Below are 17,019 nucleotides of genomic sequence, written 5' to 3'. Positions count from 1 at the left end.
ACCTGCAACTCAGTCAAGAGAGCATGCACGGCAAACATGACAGAGAAAAAACGCAATCTTCACGTCTGTCGGGTGCGCCGGGCGATATCGGCCCAGCCCCCCAACAATCCTCGTAGCTGGCCATCCGCCGTGTAAAACGGCACTGTCCACTGGTAGATATCCCTGACACCGTCCTTGAATACCAGTTGGCGCTCGAAGAAGCGTGACCTTCGCGTTCTCAACTGCGCTTGAAATTCGGCATGCAGCAGTTCCGCGGTTTGTCTGGGCATGACATCGACTTCGATCAACTGCCGCCCCTGCATCCGGTCAAATCGCGTCGACAAGGCGTCCTCATAACTTTTGTTACACATGATCAAACGCCCTTGCAGATCACGGACAAACATCGGGTCAGGCATGGCATCCATCAGCGCATGCTGAAATGCGAGCTGATCGCGCAGGTTCCTTTGGGCCTCGACCCGTTGCCTGACCAACTCCGCCAACCGTCGATTCCAGAGCAGGGACAACAGGCCGAACAAGCTGATCAAAAACACGCCCCAGCAGACCCACTCGTCAAGCCACTGCCAGAAACCAGGTGCCTGTGGCGTGATAGCACCACCGAACCACTTCAGGCGAAGGCTGCGCAGTTCCTGTTCAGGAAACGCCTCAAGCGCCTTGTTTAGGATACTCAGCAACTGCGGCTGACCTTTGCGCACCGCCAGATAATCCGCATCCCATTTACCTGGCATCACAGCCCCGATCTGCAGCCGGCCCGACGGAAAAAGCCGGGCGCCGATTTCGTTTTCGATGGTGGCGTAGGCTTCGCCGCTTTCAACCCAGGCGCGGGCTTCGGCGTAGGTTTTAACCGAACGCAATTCGATAGACGGATAATCGCGACGGATCTTCGCTTCCAGTGCATGCCGGGTTGGCAGCACCAGTACCCGCTTCGCCAGTTCTTCCAGCGACTGCACAGGCGGCGCCCCGGCCCGCCCGACAAAAACCCATCCAGCACCGCCGTACGCATGGCTGAAATCGAGAAACGCCTTGCGCTCGTCATTCATCGCCAGGGTCGTGCTCAAATCCGCTGCGCCGTTTTCCAGATGCGCCAGCATCTGATCGGTGGAAAAAGACTCTTGGTAAACGAACTGCAACCCCGTCATGTCACTGATGCGCTTGAGCAGGTCACTGTTCAAGCCCGTCCATTGGCCATGTTCATCCTTGAACAGGTACAACGGGTATTCCAGCGCCGTGACCACGACCTGTGGATGACTGGCCACCCATTGCAACTCCTGGTCATCCAGCGCGACCATTGATCGTGCAACAGACTTCCCACGCTCCTGATTCGATGCAGGGCTCGCCCCTCCCAATTCGGCGATTCCCAGGATGCCGAATAAAACCAGCCAGCGCGCGACCGGCTTGAACACACTTGTAAACAGCATTCCCACGTCCTTGGTGATCCACTCGCCTGTCCTTTCGCGGCGATAACTCGACAATTGTGCATGCAGAAATGAAAAAGCCCGTCAGGAGACGGGCTTCAAAATGTAACAGCGTTGACCGGTTACAGCGGCTTTCCGCGGTTGCCATGCTGACTGACAAAGGCCTGCACGGCCTTCAGGTCATTTGGCAATACCGTGCAACGTTCGTCTCGTTCAAACAAATCAGAAAGATGTACAGGCAGTTCGAGAGCTTTTCCTACACCGGCTTTTTCCACGGCGTCCGGGAATTTGACCGGGTGGGCGGTGCCCAGGATCACCATTGGAATGTCCAGGCTACGGCGGCATTCCCGCGCGGCTTTCACGCCGATGGCAGTGTGCGGGTCCAGCACTTCGCCGGTCTGCTCATAGACTTCGGCGATGGTTTCGCAGGTTTGTGCGTCATCCACTGCCAACGAGTCGAACAACTTGCGGGCTTCGGTCCAGCGCTCTTGCTCGACACTGAAACCGCCGCCCTGCTTGAACGAATCCATCAGCCCGGCGATTGCCGCGCCATTGCGACCGTGCAGGTCGAACAGCAGGCGTTCGAAGTTCGACGACACCATGATGTCCATGGACGGCGACAGCGTGGCGTGCAGGGTTTCCTTGACGTACTGGTTGCCGCTCATGAAGCGGTGCAGGATGTCGTTGCGGTTGGTAGCGACGATCAACTGGTTGATCGGCAGGCCCATGTTGCGCGCCAGGTAACCGGCGAAAATGTCGCCGAAGTTGCCGGTCGGCACCGAAAACGCCACCGAACGTGCCGGGCCACCCAGTTGCAGGGCTGCATGGAAGTAGTAAACGATCTGGGCCATGATCCGCGCCCAGTTGATCGAGTTCACTGCCACCAGACGCGTGCCTTTGAGGAAGCTCTGGTCGGCGAAGCTGGCCTTGACCATTTCCTGGCAGTCATCGAAGTTGCCTTCGATGGCGATGTTATGGATGTTCTCACCGAAAATGGTGGTCATCTGCCGACGCTGCACTTCGGACACACGGTTGTGCGGGTGCAGGATGAAGATGTCGACGTTTTCGCAGTGCTTGCAACCTTCGATGGCGGCCGAACCGGTATCACCGGAAGTGGCACCGACAATCACCACGCGCTCGCCGCGCTTCTCCAGCACGTAGTCAAGCAGGCGACCGAGCAATTGCAGGGCGAAGTCCTTGAACGCCAGCGTCGGGCCGTGGAACAGCTCCAGCACCCATTCATTACCGTTCAACTGACGCAGCGGCGCGACGGCGTTGTGGGCGAACACGCCGTAGGTTTCTTCAAGAATCTTTTTGAAATCGGCATCGGGAATGCTGCCGGTGACAAACGGGCGCATGACCCGGAAGGCCAGCTCGTGATACGGCAGGCCGGCCCAGGAAGCGATTTCTTCCTGGGTGAAACGTGGCAGGTTTTCCGGGACGTACAGACCGCCGTCGGTGGCAAGGCCTGCCAGCAGGACGTCTTCGAAATTCAGGGCCGGTGCCTGGCCGCGGGTACTGATGTAGCGCATGTTTTCAAACCTTCGGTTTGAGCTTCAAGCTTCAAGTTTCAAGCCGCAAGTAAAAGCCGAACTGCTTTCAACTTGCCGCTTGAAGCTTGCCGCTTGCCGCTGTGTTAATTCAAATGTTCGACGCGAATCCGGACTACCGGCCCAACCACGCCCTGAAGAGCTTCCAGTGCCTGGATGGCATCGTTGATGTGCTGTTCCAGCACGCGGTGAGTCAGCAGGATCATCGGCACCAGGCCGTCGTGCTCCTCGGCTTCCTTCTGCATGATGGACTCGATGTTGATGCCGCGCTCCGAAAGGATGCTCGCGACCTGAGCCAATACGCCTGGATGGTCCTTGGCCTGAATACGCAGGTAGTAGGCGCTTTCACAGGCTTCGATCGGCAGGATCGGGTGAGCCGACAGCGAGTCCGGCTGGAACGCCAGGTGCGGTACGCGGTTTTCCGGGTCGGACGTCATGGCGCGGACCACGTCCACCAGGTCTGCGATCACCGACGAAGCGGTCGGCTCCATTCCGGCACCGGCACCGTAGAACAGGGTCGAACCGGCAGCATCGCCGTTGACCATCACCGCGTTCATCACGCCGTTGACGTTGGCGATCAGGCGATCGGCCGGGATCAGCGTCGGGTGCACGCGCAGTTCGATACCGGCCGCGGTGCTGCGCGCCACGCCCAGGTGCTTGATGCGGTAGCCCAGCGCTTCGGCGTAGTTCACGTCAGCGGTGGTCAGTTTGGTGATGCCTTCGGTGTAAGCCTTGTCGAATTGCAGCGGGATGCCGAACGCGATGGAGGCCAGGATCGTCAGCTTGTGAGCGGCGTCGATACCTTCAACGTCGAAGGTTGGATCGGCTTCGGCATAACCCAGGGCCTGGGCTTCGGCCAATACGTCTTCGAAGGTGCGACCCTTCTCGCGCATTTCCGTCAGGATGAAGTTGCCGGTGCCGTTGATGATGCCGGCCACCCAGTTGATACGGTTGGCGGACAGGCCTTCGCGGATCGCCTTGATCACCGGAATACCACCGGCCACCGCCGCTTCGAACGCAACGATCACGCCCTTCTCGCGGGCCTTGGCGAAAATTTCATTACCGTGAACGGCGATAAGCGCCTTGTTCGCGGTGACCACATGCTTGCCATTCTCGATGGCCTTGAGTACCAGCTCGCGGGCAACGGTATAGCCGCCCATCAGCTCTATGACGATGTCGATCTCAGGGTTCGTGGCCACTTCGAAGACATCGGTGGTAATCGCAATACCGGTCGTTTGGAACTGAGGCTTTGGCGTGCGAATGGCAATTTGTGCCACTTCGATCCCACGCCCGGCACGACGAGCAATTTCCTCGGCGTTGCGCTGAAGTACGTTGAAGGTTCCGCCACCGACGGTCCCTAACCCACAGATGCCTACTTTGACCGGTTTCACTGTGAACTCCCCATAAAACGGCCGACACGAGGCCGGCCGTGAAAACAACCGCAGGTTCGCGGCTCTCTATTGATGGCCCGGCAAATGTTGCCACCGGACCCTGATCGTCAAGGACTGGCCGTGACGATGCGAATTTACTTCGCGCCCAGCGCCAGTTTGGCGACTTGTGGCGCAGGCTGGTAGCCCGGAATGACCTGACCGTCAGCCAAAACGATGGCCGGTGTGCCGTTCACGCCGATCGACTGGCCGAGTGCGAACTGTTTGGAAACCGGGTTATCGCACTTGGCGGCCTTGATTTCCTTGCCGTCGACCATTTTGTCCATGGCCGCTTTCTTGTCCTTCGAACACCACACCGCCTGCAGCTGTTCGTCTCCCGGCGAGCCCAGGCCCTGACGCGGAAACGCAACATAACGTACTTCGATGCCGCGTTTGTTCAGCTCAGGCACTTCGGCGTGCAGCTTGTGGCAGTACGGGCAGGTGGTGTCGGTGAATACGGTGATGTGCGACTTGGTTTCGCCAATGGCCGGGTAGACGACGGTTTCGGCAACCGGAATGTCGTTGATCAGTTTGGAGATGCCCAGGCGCTCGGTCTTCTCGGTCAGGTTGACCGGCTTGCCATCCTTGAGATCGAACAGGTAGCCCTGAACCACGTACTGGCCGTCGGCACTGGCGTACAGCACGCGGCTGCCTTTGAGCTTGACTTCGTACAGGCCGGGCAACGGGCTGGCGGTGATGCTTTCCACCGGCACTTCGAGCTGGAGGTTTTCCAGGCTTTTACGAATGGCTTTGTCGGCCGCGTCATCGGCGACGGCAAAGGTGCTGACCAACGCAATGGCTGCGGCGGCGAAAATCTGGGTCAGACGCATGAGAACTCCTGAAGGCGAACATATGGGACGATCAGAACGCCCGTGCCAAGACACCGGGTCATAACCGCCCATCGTGCAAACCGGTCAAGCCTATCACATAAGGTTCGCGGGGCCGAATGCCGGTGATACAAGGCATTGGCGAATGTTTTTTGTAGGAGCGAGCTCGCTCGCGATGGTCGTTAACGATCATGCGTGCTGACTGGTTTAACGCGGCGCTCTTCAGATCATCGCGAGCAAGCTCGCTCCTACAGGGGGGGGTACCATCAGCCTCTGGGGTGGTGTTTGGCATGCAGATCCTGCAAGCGCGCCCGGGCGACGTGGGTGTAGATCTGGGTCGTCGACAAATCGCTGTGCCCCAGCAGCATCTGCACCACCCGCAGGTCTGCACCGTGGTTGAGCAGGTGCGTGGCGAAGGCGTGGCGCAACGTGTGCGGCGACAGCGACTTGCCGATCCCGGCCACCTTGGCCTGGTGCTTGATCCGGTGCCAGAAGGTCTGGCGGGTCATCTGCTCGCCACGCTGACTCGGGAACAACACGTCGCTGGGACGCCCACCCAGCAGTTCGCTACGGGCATCACGCATGTAGCGTTCGACCCAGATAATCGCCTCCTCGCCCATCGGCACCAACCGCTCCTTGCTGCCCTTGCCCATCACTCGCAGCACGCCTTGGCGCAGGTTGACCTGTTCCAGCGTCAGGCTGATCAGCTCCGTCACCCGCAGACCGCAGGCGTACAGCACTTCAAGCATGGCGCGGTCGCGCTGTCCGATGGCGTCGCTCAAATCAGGCGCCTTCAACAGTGCTTCTACATCGGCCTCCGACAAGGATTTGGGCAGCGGCCTGCCGAGTTGCGGCATATCAACCCGTAACGTTGGATCGACAGCGATCATCTTTTCCCGCAACAGATAGCGATAGAAGCCACGCACACCCGAGAGAAATCGCGCGGTGGAACGAGGCTTGTAGTTTTGCTCCAGGCGCCAGGCCAGGTGGTCGAGAATCAACTCGCGCCCGGCATTGACCAGCTCCAGCCCTTTGTCCTGTAGCCAGCCATTGAACAGCGCCAGGTCACTGCGATAGGCATCGCGGGTGTTATCGGAAAGGCCTTTTTCCAGCCAGAGGGCGTCGAGGAACTGGTCTATCAGAGGATGATCAATGGCGGGCATAAAGGCTCAGGCAAGACCGACAACACGGTCAACGAAGATAAATCCCAGACAACAAAAAAGCAGCCCGTAGGCTGCTTTTTTCTGCATCGGAAGCTGGACTTAAACCAGTTTTTCCTTGATGCGAGCTGCTTTACCCGACAGGTCGCGCAGGTAGTACAGCTTGGCTTTACGTACGTCACCGCGACGCTTGACAGCCATGCTGTCGATTTGCGGGGAGTAGGTCTGGAAAGTACGCTCTACGCCAACACCGTTGGAGATTTTACGAACGGTGAATGCACTGTTTACGCCGCGGTTACGCTTGGCGATAACAACACCTTCGAACGCTTGCAGACGCGAACGGTCGCCTTCCTTCACTTTCACCTGAACGACAATGGTGTCGCCCGGGGCAAAGGGAGGGATCTCTTTGGTCATCTGCTCTGCTTCGAGTGCAAGGATGATTTTGTTAGTCATGCTGTGCTCCTAAGGTAAATCGTCGGATCTACCATCGATACGTTGTTAACTATCGTCCCGCTCGCGGATATATTCCTCGAGCAGCTTCTTCTCTTCTCCAGAAAGCGAGCGGCTTTCCAGAAGATCGGCGCGTCGTTCAAAGGTCCGACCAAGGGACTGCTGTAAACGCCAACGCCGGATGTGCGCGTGATTGCCACTTAGCAATACGTCGGGAACACGCTGATCCGCATACACCTCCGGTCGGGTGTAGTGCGGGCAATCCAGCAAACCATCCGTAAAGGAATCTTCCTCGGCGGAGTCCGCATGCCCTAAAGCTCCAGGCAGCAGTCGTGTAACCGCATCGATCAGGACCATCGCCGGCAGCTCGCCGCCAGACAATACATAGTCGCCAATCGACCACTCTTCATCGACATGAGCATCAATAAAACGCTCGTCAATGCCTTCATAGCGGCCGGCAATCAGGATCAATGCATCCTCATTCGCCAACTCGCGTACCGCCGACTGAGTCAGTTGACGGCCTTGGGGGGACAGGTAAATTACCTTCGCCGCCTCCCCGGCTGCTGCCTTGGCCTGAACCAGAGCATCTTCCAGGGGCTTGATCTTCATCACCATGCCCGGACCACCGCCAAACGGGCGATCGTCCACAGTGTGATGTCGATCCGTCGTGTAGTCTCGCGGATTCCAACAGGTGAGCTGCAAGAGCCCCTGTTTCACCGCACGACTGGTGATGCCGTACTCGCTGATGGCAGAGAACATCTCGGGAAACAGACTGATCACTTCTACGCGCAAGTTAGCCACGCTTAGAAATCCGCGTCCCAATCCACCTTCATCTCGCCTGCGGCCAGGTCGACGGCCAACACGCATTGCTCCGTATAGGGCAACAGGCGTTCGCGATCATCCAGGCTGCCAGCGCAAGGCTTGACCACCATGACATCGTTCGAGCCGGTCTCCAGCAGGTGATCGATTTTCCCGAACAGTTGTCCGAGAGTGTCGATGACCTTGAGACCTTCCAGCTGGTACCAGTAGTACTCGCCGTCGGTCAGTTCAGGGAACAGGTTACGCGGCACGCAGATCTCATAACCGGCCAGAAGACGAGCTTCTTCGCGATCATCGAGACCCTTGAGCTTTGCGACCAGGAACTTGTCGTTCCCGCGTCCGCTGACCAGCTCTACCTGCCTTACATTGCCCTCACGCTTGAGCGTCCAGGTTTTGTAGTCCAGCAGGTTTTTAATCGGATCAGTAAAGGAGTACACCTTCACTTCGCCGCGAACGCCGTGAACAGAGTAAATCTTGCCGATAACGATCAAATCATCAGCAATGGCTGGCGTCGCGTTCATATTGCTCAGGCCGCAGCCTTAGCAGATTCCTTCAACAACTGAGCAACGCGCTCAGAAGGTTGTGCACCAACGCTCAGCCAGTAGGCTACGCGCTCTTGGTTCACGGACAGACGAACTTCCTGACCACGAGCAACAGGGTTGAAGTAGCCAACCTGTTCCTTGTGCGAACCGTCGCGCGGGTTGCGGCTGTCGGTTACGGTCAAGTGGTAAAACGGGCGCTTTTTGGAGCCGCCAAGGGCAAGACGGATTGTTAGCATGTGAACATCGTTCCTGTAGTCGGTGCTGCAAATCTAAATGCACAGCGGGCATGGGTGCCCGAAAGGCCGCATATTCTAAGGAATATCCGGACTTTTGCAAATGCCTTTTTCCGGCACCTGTCACCGTGCCATCCAGATTGGCTATAGAGCCGTCGTTGAAAACGGCCGATCAGCTCCCGCCAAGCGCGGGTTTGCTGGAGATCCCGCTTCCTTGCGGGACTGCGCCGGTACGACGACCGGCGAGTTCTTTCAGATCTTTGGCATGCCGCCGCCGGGCAACATTCCGCCCATGCCGCGCATCATCTTGGCCATTCCGCCTTTCGCAGAGAACTTCTTCATCATTTTCTGCATCTGCTTGTGCTGCTTGATCAAGCGGCCGATGTCCTGCACCTGGGTGCCGGAACCCATGGCGATCCGGCGCTTGCGCGAACCGCTGATCATCTCGGGGTCGCGGCGCTCGGCCGGGGTCATGGAGTTGATGATGGCTTCCATCTGCTTGAATTGCTTTTCTGCCGCGCCCTGGGCGTTGCCCATCTGCGCCAGATTCACGCCACCCATGTTCGGCAGCTTGTCCATGAGCCCGCCGAGGCCGCCCATGTTCTTCATTTGTTGCAGCTGATCGCGGAAGTCTTCGAGGTCGAAGCCCTTGCCCTTCTTCAACTTTTTAGCAAGCTTGTCGGCTTTGTCCTTGTCGAGCGTCGCTTCCGCCTGCTCGATCAGGCTGAGCACGTCACCCATGCCGAGGATGCGCGAGGCGATACGCTCAGGATGGAACGGATCGAGCGCTTCGCTCTTCTCGCCCATACCGATGAACTTGATCGGCTTGCCGGTGATGGCACGCACCGACAGAGCGGCACCGCCACGGGCGTCGCCGTCGACCTTGGTCAGGATCACACCGGTCAGCGGCAATGCATCGCCGAAGGCCTTGGCCGTGTTGGCGGCGTCCTGGCCGGTCATGGCGTCGACCACGAACAGGGTTTCGATCGGGTTGATCGCGGCATGCAGTGCCTTGATCTCGCCCATCATCTCTTCATCGATGTGCAGGCGACCGGCGGTATCGACGATGACCACGTCGATGAATTTGAGCCTTGCTTCTTTAATAGCCGCGTTGGCGATGTCGACCGGCTTCTGGCTCAGGTCCGACGGGAAGAAGGTCACGCCGATGTCGTTGGCCAGGGTTTCCAGCTGCTTGATCGCCGCTGGACGGTAAACGTCGGCGGACACAACCATGACCGACTTCTTCTTGCGCTCTTTAAGGAAGCGCGCGAGCTTGCCGGCGGTGGTGGTTTTACCCGCGCCCTGCAAACCGGCCATCAGGATGACGGCGGGTGGAACGGCGCTCAGGTTCAGGTCTTCGTTGGCCGCGCCCATCAGGCTTTCGAGCTCGGCCTGGACGATCTTCACGAAGGCCTGGCCCGGCGTCAGGCTGCGTGACACCTCGGTACCGACGGCACGTTCCTTGACCGAATTGACGAAGTCCTTGACCACCGGCAGGGCGACGTCGGCTTCGAGCAACGCCATGCGCACTTCGCGCAGGGTGTCTTTGATGTTGTCTTCAGTCAGCTTGGCCTTGCCGGTGACATGGCGCAGCGTCTGCGAGAGACGGTCGGTTAAGTTTTCAAACATTGCGCGATCCTTTCAGGCCCTGTGTAGACCGGGATAATGGCGGCCCGGACCGGACTAAACGTGTGCTCGGCGAGCCTGCGGCGTGGGCAGGTCGCGGATTATAGCGAAGACTGTGGCTGGCGGACACCTCGCTGTCGGGTTGCGCGGTCTTTCGTGCGGCGGGGGTTCTATGCCAAACTCAGCGACTTTCGGGCTTGCCTAACAGGATTTATGCTCCCCTTGTCACCCAGCTTGCTTACTACCCTCGCCGCCGCCTGCTTGTACGCCGCTGCGACCATATATCAGGGCACTCGCCTGGCTTCCGGCACCAAGGCCAACAAACGCCTGCTGGTCATGCTTGGCGTGCTCGCCGTATTGACCCACGGCGCCAGCCTGCTCACCCACCTGCTGACCCCAACCGGCCTGGGCCTGGACTTCTTCACTGCCGCCAGCCTGATTGCCGTGGCGGTCATCGCATTGACCCTGCTGGCCTGCTCGCGGATTCCGGTAGAGAACCTGCTGATACTGCTGTTCCCGCTGGGGGCCTTGACCGTGCTGCTGGCGCATTTCGCGCCGGCCGGTACGGTGCAGATCATCGATGAAGAGCCAGGCATCCTCGCCCACATCCTGCTCTCGATTCTTGCCTATGGCATGTTCACCATCGCGGTGTTCCAGGCCTTGCTGCTGCTGGTTCAAGACCACCAGCTCAAGCACAAGCACCCGTCCGGGCTGATCAAGAACTTCCCGCCGCTGCAAACCATGGAAAGCCTGCTGTTCGGCTTCCTCTGGGCCGGCTGGACGCTATTGTCGCTGTCGCTGATTTCCGGCTGGCTGTTCGTCGAAAACCTGTTCGCCCAGCATCTGGTGCACAAAACCCTGCTGGCCTGCCTGGCCTGGATCGTTTTCAGCGTGCTGCTGTGGGGGCGCAATCGCCTCGGCTGGCGCGGGCACAAAGCCATTCGCTGGACCCTGGCCGGTTTCTGCCTGCTGATGCTGGCGTATTTCGGCAGCAAACTGGTTCGTGAATACATCCTGCACATCTGACGGGCGGCATTAATGGACGACTTGCCCACAGGGCCGATGCTCGCGGTAGTGACCCTGCTGATTTTATGGTCGGGGCTGTTTACCGCCATTGAGGCCGCGCACCAGCATTTGCTGGCCCAGCGCACCGCAACGCGCTCCAGCGACAAACCGGTGGCGAAACTCAGCTTCCCGCTTGCCAGCCTGATATTTTGCAACACCCTGTGCCGTGCACTCGTGGTGGTCATCAGCACCTTGCTGGCCATTTTCACCTGGGCCGAGAACGGCCCGTGGGTTGCGTGTCTTGGGGCGGGCGCCATTTTGCTGGTGTTTTCCGACTATTTGCCACGGGCGCTCGCCATCCGTTATCCGGATGCGATCCTAGCCCAGGGTAACAATCTGCTGCGCATACCACTGAAAATCATCTATCCCGCGGCATGGCTGCTCAACAGCATCAGTCAGTTGCTGATGCGACCATTCGCCCGTAAAGCCAAAGTGGTGCAACAGAGTGAGGACGAAACGCTGACCGAACGGCACGCCCCTCTCGAAACCGTGAACCGCCCTCACCCGCTGCCAGGCATCCACGCACTGGACAACATCACGGTCAATGACATCCTGGTGCCGCGCAGTGACGTGGACGGCATCAACCTCGATGACCCCATCGAAGAAATCATCGAACAATTGCGCCACAACAAGCGCACTCGCCTGCCGGTGTTCCACAGTGATATCAACCAGGTCGAAGCCGTCCTCAACACCCGACACATCCTTCACTTGCTGCCCGATGCGAGCCTGACCAGGGAAGCGCTGCTGGCAGCCAGTCACGAGCCATACTTCGTGCCGGAAAGTACCCCTCTGCAGTTGCAACTGCTCAATTTCCACAAGCAGCAGCGGCGCCTGGGCATGGTGGTCGATGAATACGGCGAAGTGCTGGGCATCGTCACCCTGGAAGACATTCTTGAAGAAATCGTCGGCGAGTTCGAAAGCCAGCACAGCCTGGACAACCCGCACATTCATCCGCAAGCCGACGGACGCCTGGTGATCGACGGAGCTGCGTCCATTCGCGAGCTGAACAAGAGCCTCGGCTGGCACCTGCCCAGCGATGGCCCGAAAACCCTGAACGGTCTGGTCACCGAGGCGCTGGAAACCATTCCCGAAAGTGCGGTGTGCCTGAAGATCGGTCGGTATCGCCTGGAAATTCTCGAGACCGAGGACAACCGTGTCACGCGAGTGCTGATCTGGCAGACCAGCTCGATGCCTGTCGTTATCTAAAACCTGACACAAATCCCTGAGTTCGCCAGCCCTCTTGTTCGATCGTTAGCCACCTTCCTATAATCGAAGCGCTTACCCAAGCCTCGCCGGCCCCGTGCTTACCCCGCACTTCGCAGCTTCCGGCCTGTCCATCAGCAAAGCCCGCAGCAAACCGACGACTGTTCCTACCTTGAACAGCGACCGTGCCTCCACCCACATCCCTGGGTTCTCGACCATAATAATTCGCTCCACTGGAGCACATGACAGTCAGGGATAACCGCATGACGACCAGCACGACTTACAGCGACTCCACACCTGCGCAACCGACGAACTCCGCCACCCGCGTGGCCACCGCAAGCTTCATCGGCACCGCCATCGAGTTCTACGACTTCTATGTCTATGCCACCGCCGCCGCACTGGTGATCGGCCCGGTGTTCTTTCCGCAGACATCCGGCACCGCCCAGATGCTTTCGGCGTTTCTCACGTTCGGCATCGCCTTCCTTGCACGCCCTTTGGGTTCGGCGCTTTTCGGCCACTTTGGCGACCGTATCGGGCGCAAATCGACCCTGGTCGCCTCGCTGCTGCTGATGGGCGTGTGCACCACGCTGATCGGCGTGCTGCCGGGTTACGACAGCATTGGCGCCTGGGCACCGATCCTGCTTTGCGTCCTGCGCTTCGGCCAGGGCCTGGGGCTGGGCGGTGAATGGGGTGGCGCGGCATTGCTGGCCACGGAGAACGCGCCGAAAGGCAAACGCGCGTGGTTCGGCATGTTTCCGCAACTGGGTCCATCCATCGGCTTTCTGGCGGCCAACGGCCTGTTCCTGACATTGGCCGTAGTACTGGACGATGAACAGTTCCGCTCCTGGGGCTGGCGTATTCCGTTCCTGCTCAGCGCCGCACTGGTGATGGTCGGCCTGTACGTGCGCCTCAAGCTGCATGAAACCCCGGTGTTCGCCAACGCCGTGGCGCGCCAGGAGCGGGTGAAGATCCCGCTGTTCGAGCTGTTCGGTCAATACTGGGCCCCTGTGTTGCTGGGCGCCGGCGCGATGGTCGTGTGCTACGCGCTGTTCTATATCTCCACCGTGTTTTCCCTGAGTTACGGCGTGGCAACGCTTGGCTACAGCCGCGAAACCTTCCTCGGCCTGCTGTGCTTCGCGGTGCTGTTCATGGCTGCCGCCACCCCGCTGTCGGCCTGGGCCAGCGACCGTTACGGGCGCAAGCCGGTGCTGATCATCGGTGGCGTACTGGCGATCCTGTCCGGCTTTCTCATGGAGCCGCTGCTGACCCAAGGCTCGACCTGGAGTGTGGCGCTGTTCCTGTGCATCGAACTGTTTCTGATGGGCGTGACGTTTGCACCGATGGGTGCGTTGCTGCCGGAGCTGTTCCCGACCCACGTGCGTTATACCGGCGCCTCGGCGGCCTACAACCTGGGTGGTATCGTCGGGGCTTCAGCGGCGCCGTTTTTCGCGCAGAAGCTGGTGGCGATGGGCGGGTTGGGCTATGTCGGCGGGTATGTTTCCGGGGCGGCGGTGCTGAGCCTGATTGCGGTGCTGTGCCTGAAGGAAACGCGGCATAACGATTTGAATCAGGTTGCCTGACAGGCCGCCATCGCTGGCAAGCCCGCTCCCACAGGTTGAGTGTCGTTCACAAAATGCTGGTACGACACATACCCATGTGGGAGCGGGCTTGCCCGCGAAGGGGTCCTCACTGACAACTCACCCATCACAACTTTTCCCCCACCCATTGTCACCTCGCTCTACGCGCAAACGCTCATCCCCGCTATACTTCCCGGCTTTTCCTGAATAAATGCCAATAGGGTCCCGCCGCGCATGGATAAGACCTACCAGCCGCACGCCATTGAAACTTCCTGGTACAACACCTGGGAGTCAGAGAATTACTTCGCCCCGCAAGGCGCGGGCGAGTCCTACACCATCATGATCCCGCCGCCGAACGTCACCGGCAGCCTGCACATGGGGCATGGCTTCAACAACGCGATCATGGACGCCCTGATCCGTTTCCGCCGCATGCAGGGTCGCAACACCCTGTGGCAGCCGGGTACCGACCACGCCGGTATCGCCACGCAGATGCTGGTGGAACGTCAGCTCGAAGCCAAGGGCCAGAGCCGCCATGACCTGGGTCGCGAGAAGTTCCTCGAGAAAGTCTGGGAGTGGAAGGATGAGTCCGGCGGCAACATCAGCCGTCAGATCCGTCGCCTCGGCTCGTCCGTAGACTGGAGCCGCGAGCGCTTCACCATGGACGACGGCCTCTCGGAAGCCGTTAAAGAAGCCTTCGTCCGTTTGCACGAAGACGGCCTGATCTACCGCGGCAAGCGTCTGGTCAACTGGGACACCAAGCTGCACACGGCGATTTCCGACCTCGAAGTGGAAAACCACGACGAGAAAGGTTTCCTGTGGAACCTGAAATACCCGCTGGCCGACGGAGCCAAGACCGCTGAAGGCAACGATTTCCTGATCGTCGCGACCACTCGCCCGGAAACCATGCTCGGCGACTCCGCCGTGGCCGTGAACCCGAACGATGATCGCTACAAAGCCCTGATCGGCAAATTTGTCGAGCTGCCGCTGGTCGGCCGCCGCATCCCGATCATTGCCGACGATTACTGCGACCCTGAATTCGGTACCGGCTGCGTGAAGATCACCCCGGCCCACGATTTCAACGACTACGAAGTCGGCAAGCGTCACAACCTGCCGCTGCTGAACATCTTCGACAAAAACGCAACGGTCCTGCCGGCCTGCCAGGTGTTCAACCTCGACGGCACGCTGAACGAAACCATCGACGGCAAGATCCCGGCGGAATACGCCGGTCTCGACCGCTTCGAAGCCCGCAAGCAGATCGTGGCCGCGTTCGACGCTGCCGGCCTGTTGGTCAGCGTTGACGACCACGCCCTGAAAGTGCCGAAAGGCGACCGCTCCGGCACCGTCATCGAGCCATGGCTGACCGACCAGTGGTACGTGTCCACCAAGCCTTTGGCCGAGCCTGCGATTGCAGCCGTTGAAGACGGCCGTATCCAGTTCGTGCCAAAACAGTACGAAAACATGTACTTCTCGTGGATGCGCGACATCCAGGACTGGTGCATCAGCCGTCAACTGTGGTGGGGCCACCGGATTCCGGCCTGGTACGACGAGTCGGGCAAGGTCTACGTCGGTCGCGACGAAGCCGAAGTGCGGGCCAGGCACAACATCGGCCCGGACGTCGCGCTGCAACAGGACAACGATGTTCTCGACACCTGGTTCAGTTCGGGCCTGTGGACGTTCTCCACCCTCGGCTGGCCGGAAAAAACCGAATTCCTGAAGAAATTCCACTCCACCGACGTACTGGTGACCGGCTTCGACATCATTTTCTTCTGGGTTGCCCGGATGATCATGCTCACCATGCATTTGGTGAAGAACGAAGATGGCACGCCGCAGGTTCCGTTCAAGACCGTGTACGTGCATGGCCTGGTGCGTGACGGCCAGGGCCAGAAGATGTCCAAGTCCAAGGGCAACGTCCTGGACCCGCTGGACATCATCGACGGTATCGAGCTGGAAGAGCTGGTACAGAAGCGTACCTCCGGCATGATGCAGCCGAAACTGGCGAAGAAGATCGAGAAGCAGACCCGCGACGAGTTCGCCGAAGGCATCGCCAGCTACGGCACCGACGCCCTGCGCTTCACCTTCTGCTCGCTGGCATCCACCGGTCGTGACATCAAGTTCGACATGGGCCGCGTCGAAGGCTATCGCAACTTCTGCAACAAGATCTGGAACGCGGCGCGCTACGTGCTGGACAAGGGCGAAGACTGTGGCCAGAACGGTGAAGCCTATGAGCTGTCCCTGGCCGATCGCTGGATCATTTCGCAACTGCAACGCACCGAAGCCGAAGTGACCCGCCAGCTCGACCAGTTCCGTTTCGACCTGGCTGCGCAAGCCTTGTACGAGTTCATCTGGAACCAGTATTGCGACTGGTACCTGGAGCTGTCCAAGCCTGTGTTGTGGGACGAAAACGCACCGGTCGAACGCCAGCGCGGCACCCGTCGCACCCTGGTGCGCGTACTGGAAGTCGCCCTGCGTCTGGCGCACCCGTTCATGCCGTTCATCACCGAAGAAATCTGGCAGCGCATCGCGCCGCTGGCCGGTATCGAAGGCAAGACGATCATGCTGCAACCTTGGCCAGTGGCCAACGAAACACGCATCGATCAGGCGGCCGAAGATGACATTGAATGGCTCAAGGGCCTGATGCTCGGCACCCGTAACATCCGTGGCGAAATGAACATCGGCCCGGGCAAACCGCTGCCGTTGTTCCTGAAGAACGTCAGCGCCGAGGATCAGCGTCGCCTGACCGAAAATGAAGCCCTGCTGAAGAAGCTGGCGCGTCTGGAATCGATCACCGTGCTGGCTGCTGGCGAAGAAGCGCCGCTGTCCGCCACCGCGCTGGTCGGCGAGATGGAAGTGCTGGTGCCAATGGCCGGCTTGATCGACAAAGCTGCGGAACTGGCGCGTCTGGACAAGGAAATCCAGCGCCTGCAAGGTGAAGTGCAACGTGTCGGCGGCAAGCTGTCCAACGCCGGTTTCGTTGACAAGGCACCCGCCGAAGTCATCGACAAGGAACGCGCCAAACTCGCCGAGGCCGAACAGGCCCTGGGCAAGCTGGCCGAGCAGCATGCGCGGATTGCCAGCCTGTAACGGCAGATCGCACTGAAAGAGGGAGGCCCAAGCGGCCTCCCTTTTTT

General features: G+C 59.6%; 14 protein-coding genes. 4 read left to right on the top strand and 10 right to left on the bottom strand.

Annotation, left to right across the window (positions count from 1 at the left end):
* Nucleotides 1-59 precede the first annotated feature (59 nt).
* The 10 genes from ACEN8Q_RS28665 to ffh all read right to left on the bottom strand — a co-directional run bounded on the left by ACEN8Q_RS28665 (nt 60) and on the right by ffh (nt 10,049).
* Complete coding sequence (locus ACEN8Q_RS28665) at nt 60-1,415, bottom strand: transporter substrate-binding domain-containing protein (RefSeq protein ID WP_413426078.1); 1,356 nt, start codon at nt 1,413-1,415, stop codon at nt 60-62.
* A gap of 119 nt (nt 1,416-1,534) precedes the next feature.
* A complete protein-coding gene (gene thrC, locus ACEN8Q_RS28660; protein WP_413426076.1) occupies nt 1,535-2,944 on the bottom strand; it encodes a threonine synthase in 1,410 nt (469 codons plus the stop codon).
* Nucleotides 2,945-3,048: 104 nt separating this feature from the next.
* Entirely contained in the window at nt 3,049-4,353 is a 1,305-nt protein-coding gene (locus ACEN8Q_RS28655) for a homoserine dehydrogenase (protein ID WP_413426074.1), read from the bottom strand.
* Between the two features lie 134 nt (nt 4,354-4,487).
* The gene (gene dsbC / locus ACEN8Q_RS28650) at nt 4,488-5,219 is read right to left on the bottom strand and encodes a bifunctional protein-disulfide isomerase/oxidoreductase DsbC (protein WP_007990033.1); all 732 of its coding nucleotides are present in this window, start codon (nt 5,217-5,219) and stop codon (nt 4,488-4,490) included.
* A gap of 263 nt (nt 5,220-5,482) precedes the next feature.
* Entirely contained in the window at nt 5,483-6,379 is an 897-nt protein-coding gene (gene xerD, locus ACEN8Q_RS28645; RefSeq protein WP_413704064.1) for a site-specific tyrosine recombinase XerD, read from the bottom strand.
* Nucleotides 6,380-6,478: 99 nt separating this feature from the next.
* Nucleotides 6,479-6,829, bottom strand: coding sequence for a 50S ribosomal protein L19 (gene rplS, locus ACEN8Q_RS28640; RefSeq protein ID WP_008018567.1), 351 nt, complete (start codon nt 6,827-6,829; stop codon nt 6,479-6,481).
* Nucleotides 6,830-6,874: 45 nt separating this feature from the next.
* Nucleotides 6,875-7,627 carry a tRNA (guanosine(37)-N1)-methyltransferase TrmD gene (gene trmD, locus ACEN8Q_RS28635; protein WP_057396740.1) on the bottom strand — a complete coding sequence of 251 codons (753 nt, stop codon included), beginning with the start codon at nt 7,625-7,627 and terminating at the stop codon, nt 6,875-6,877.
* Between the two features lie 2 nt (nt 7,628-7,629).
* Nucleotides 7,630-8,166 carry a ribosome maturation factor RimM gene (rimM, locus tag ACEN8Q_RS28630; RefSeq protein WP_413426069.1) on the bottom strand — a complete coding sequence of 179 codons (537 nt, stop codon included), beginning with the start codon at nt 8,164-8,166 and terminating at the stop codon, nt 7,630-7,632.
* 5 nt (nt 8,167-8,171) lie between these two features.
* Nucleotides 8,172-8,423 (bottom strand): 30S ribosomal protein S16, encoded by a 252-nt coding sequence (gene rpsP, locus ACEN8Q_RS28625; RefSeq protein ID WP_007972721.1) that lies wholly within the window; start codon nt 8,421-8,423, stop codon nt 8,172-8,174.
* 249 nt (nt 8,424-8,672) lie between these two features.
* On the bottom strand, nt 8,673-10,049 hold the full coding sequence (gene ffh, locus ACEN8Q_RS28620) for a signal recognition particle protein (RefSeq protein WP_413426067.1): 1,377 nt from the start codon (nt 10,047-10,049) through the stop codon (nt 8,673-8,675).
* Between the two features lie 210 nt (nt 10,050-10,259).
* Between ffh and ACEN8Q_RS28615 the strand changes: the two genes are divergently transcribed.
* The 4 genes from ACEN8Q_RS28615 (at nt 10,260) to ACEN8Q_RS28600 (ending at nt 16,972) form a co-directional block, all read left to right on the top strand.
* Nucleotides 10,260-11,072: an inner membrane protein YpjD gene (locus tag ACEN8Q_RS28615; protein ID WP_413426065.1), complete on the top strand. Its 813-nt coding sequence runs from the start codon at nt 10,260-10,262 to the stop codon at nt 11,070-11,072.
* Between the two features lie 12 nt (nt 11,073-11,084).
* A complete protein-coding gene (locus tag ACEN8Q_RS28610; RefSeq protein ID WP_413426063.1) occupies nt 11,085-12,317 on the top strand; it encodes a transporter associated domain-containing protein in 1,233 nt (410 codons plus the stop codon).
* Nucleotides 12,318-12,577: 260 nt separating this feature from the next.
* Nucleotides 12,578-13,894, top strand: coding sequence for an MFS transporter (locus tag ACEN8Q_RS28605; protein WP_413704063.1), 1,317 nt, complete (start codon nt 12,578-12,580; stop codon nt 13,892-13,894).
* Nucleotides 13,895-14,125: 231 nt separating this feature from the next.
* Nucleotides 14,126-16,972, top strand: a complete 2,847-nt coding sequence (locus tag ACEN8Q_RS28600; protein ID WP_413704062.1) for a valine--tRNA ligase — start codon at nt 14,126-14,128, stop codon at nt 16,970-16,972.
* Nucleotides 16,973-17,019 lie beyond the last annotated feature (47 nt).

This window comes from Pseudomonas sp. Pseusp16, from assembly GCF_047324915.1.
Taxonomy (GTDB): domain Bacteria; phylum Pseudomonadota; class Gammaproteobacteria; order Pseudomonadales; family Pseudomonadaceae; genus Aquipseudomonas; species Aquipseudomonas fluorescens_CD.
Note: the sequence above shows the minus strand (reverse complement) of the source record. Positions and strands in the feature narration are given on the sequence as shown.

Bases quoted from the DNA above. Each gene is read 5' to 3' on its own strand.
- ACEN8Q_RS28610 (WP_413426063.1), top strand. From the start codon at position 11,085: ATGGACGACTTGCCCACAGGGCCGATGCTCGCGGTAGTGACCCTGCTG.
- xerD (WP_413704064.1), bottom strand. From the start codon at position 6,379: ATGCCCGCCATTGATCATCCTCTGATAGACCAGTTCCTCGACGCCCTC.
- dsbC (WP_007990033.1), bottom strand. From the start codon at position 5,219: ATGCGTCTGACCCAGATTTTCGCCGCCGCAGCCATTGCGTTGGTCAGC.
- ACEN8Q_RS28665 (WP_413426078.1), bottom strand. From the start codon at position 1,415: ATGCTGTTTACAAGTGTGTTCAAGCCGGTCGCGCGCTGGCTGGTTTTA.
- rpsP (WP_007972721.1), bottom strand. From the start codon at position 8,423: ATGCTAACAATCCGTCTTGCCCTTGGCGGCTCCAAAAAGCGCCCGTTT.
- rplS (WP_008018567.1), bottom strand. From the start codon at position 6,829: ATGACTAACAAAATCATCCTTGCACTCGAAGCAGAGCAGATGACCAAA.
- ffh (WP_413426067.1), bottom strand. From the start codon at position 10,049: ATGTTTGAAAACTTAACCGACCGTCTCTCGCAGACGCTGCGCCATGTC.
- ACEN8Q_RS28600 (WP_413704062.1), top strand. From the start codon at position 14,126: ATGGATAAGACCTACCAGCCGCACGCCATTGAAACTTCCTGGTACAAC.
- ACEN8Q_RS28605 (WP_413704063.1), top strand. From the start codon at position 12,578: ATGACGACCAGCACGACTTACAGCGACTCCACACCTGCGCAACCGACG.
- thrC (WP_413426076.1), bottom strand. From the start codon at position 2,944: ATGCGCTACATCAGTACCCGCGGCCAGGCACCGGCCCTGAATTTCGAA.
- rimM (WP_413426069.1), bottom strand. From the start codon at position 8,166: ATGAACGCGACGCCAGCCATTGCTGATGATTTGATCGTTATCGGCAAG.
- ACEN8Q_RS28615 (WP_413426065.1), top strand. From the start codon at position 10,260: ATGCTCCCCTTGTCACCCAGCTTGCTTACTACCCTCGCCGCCGCCTGC.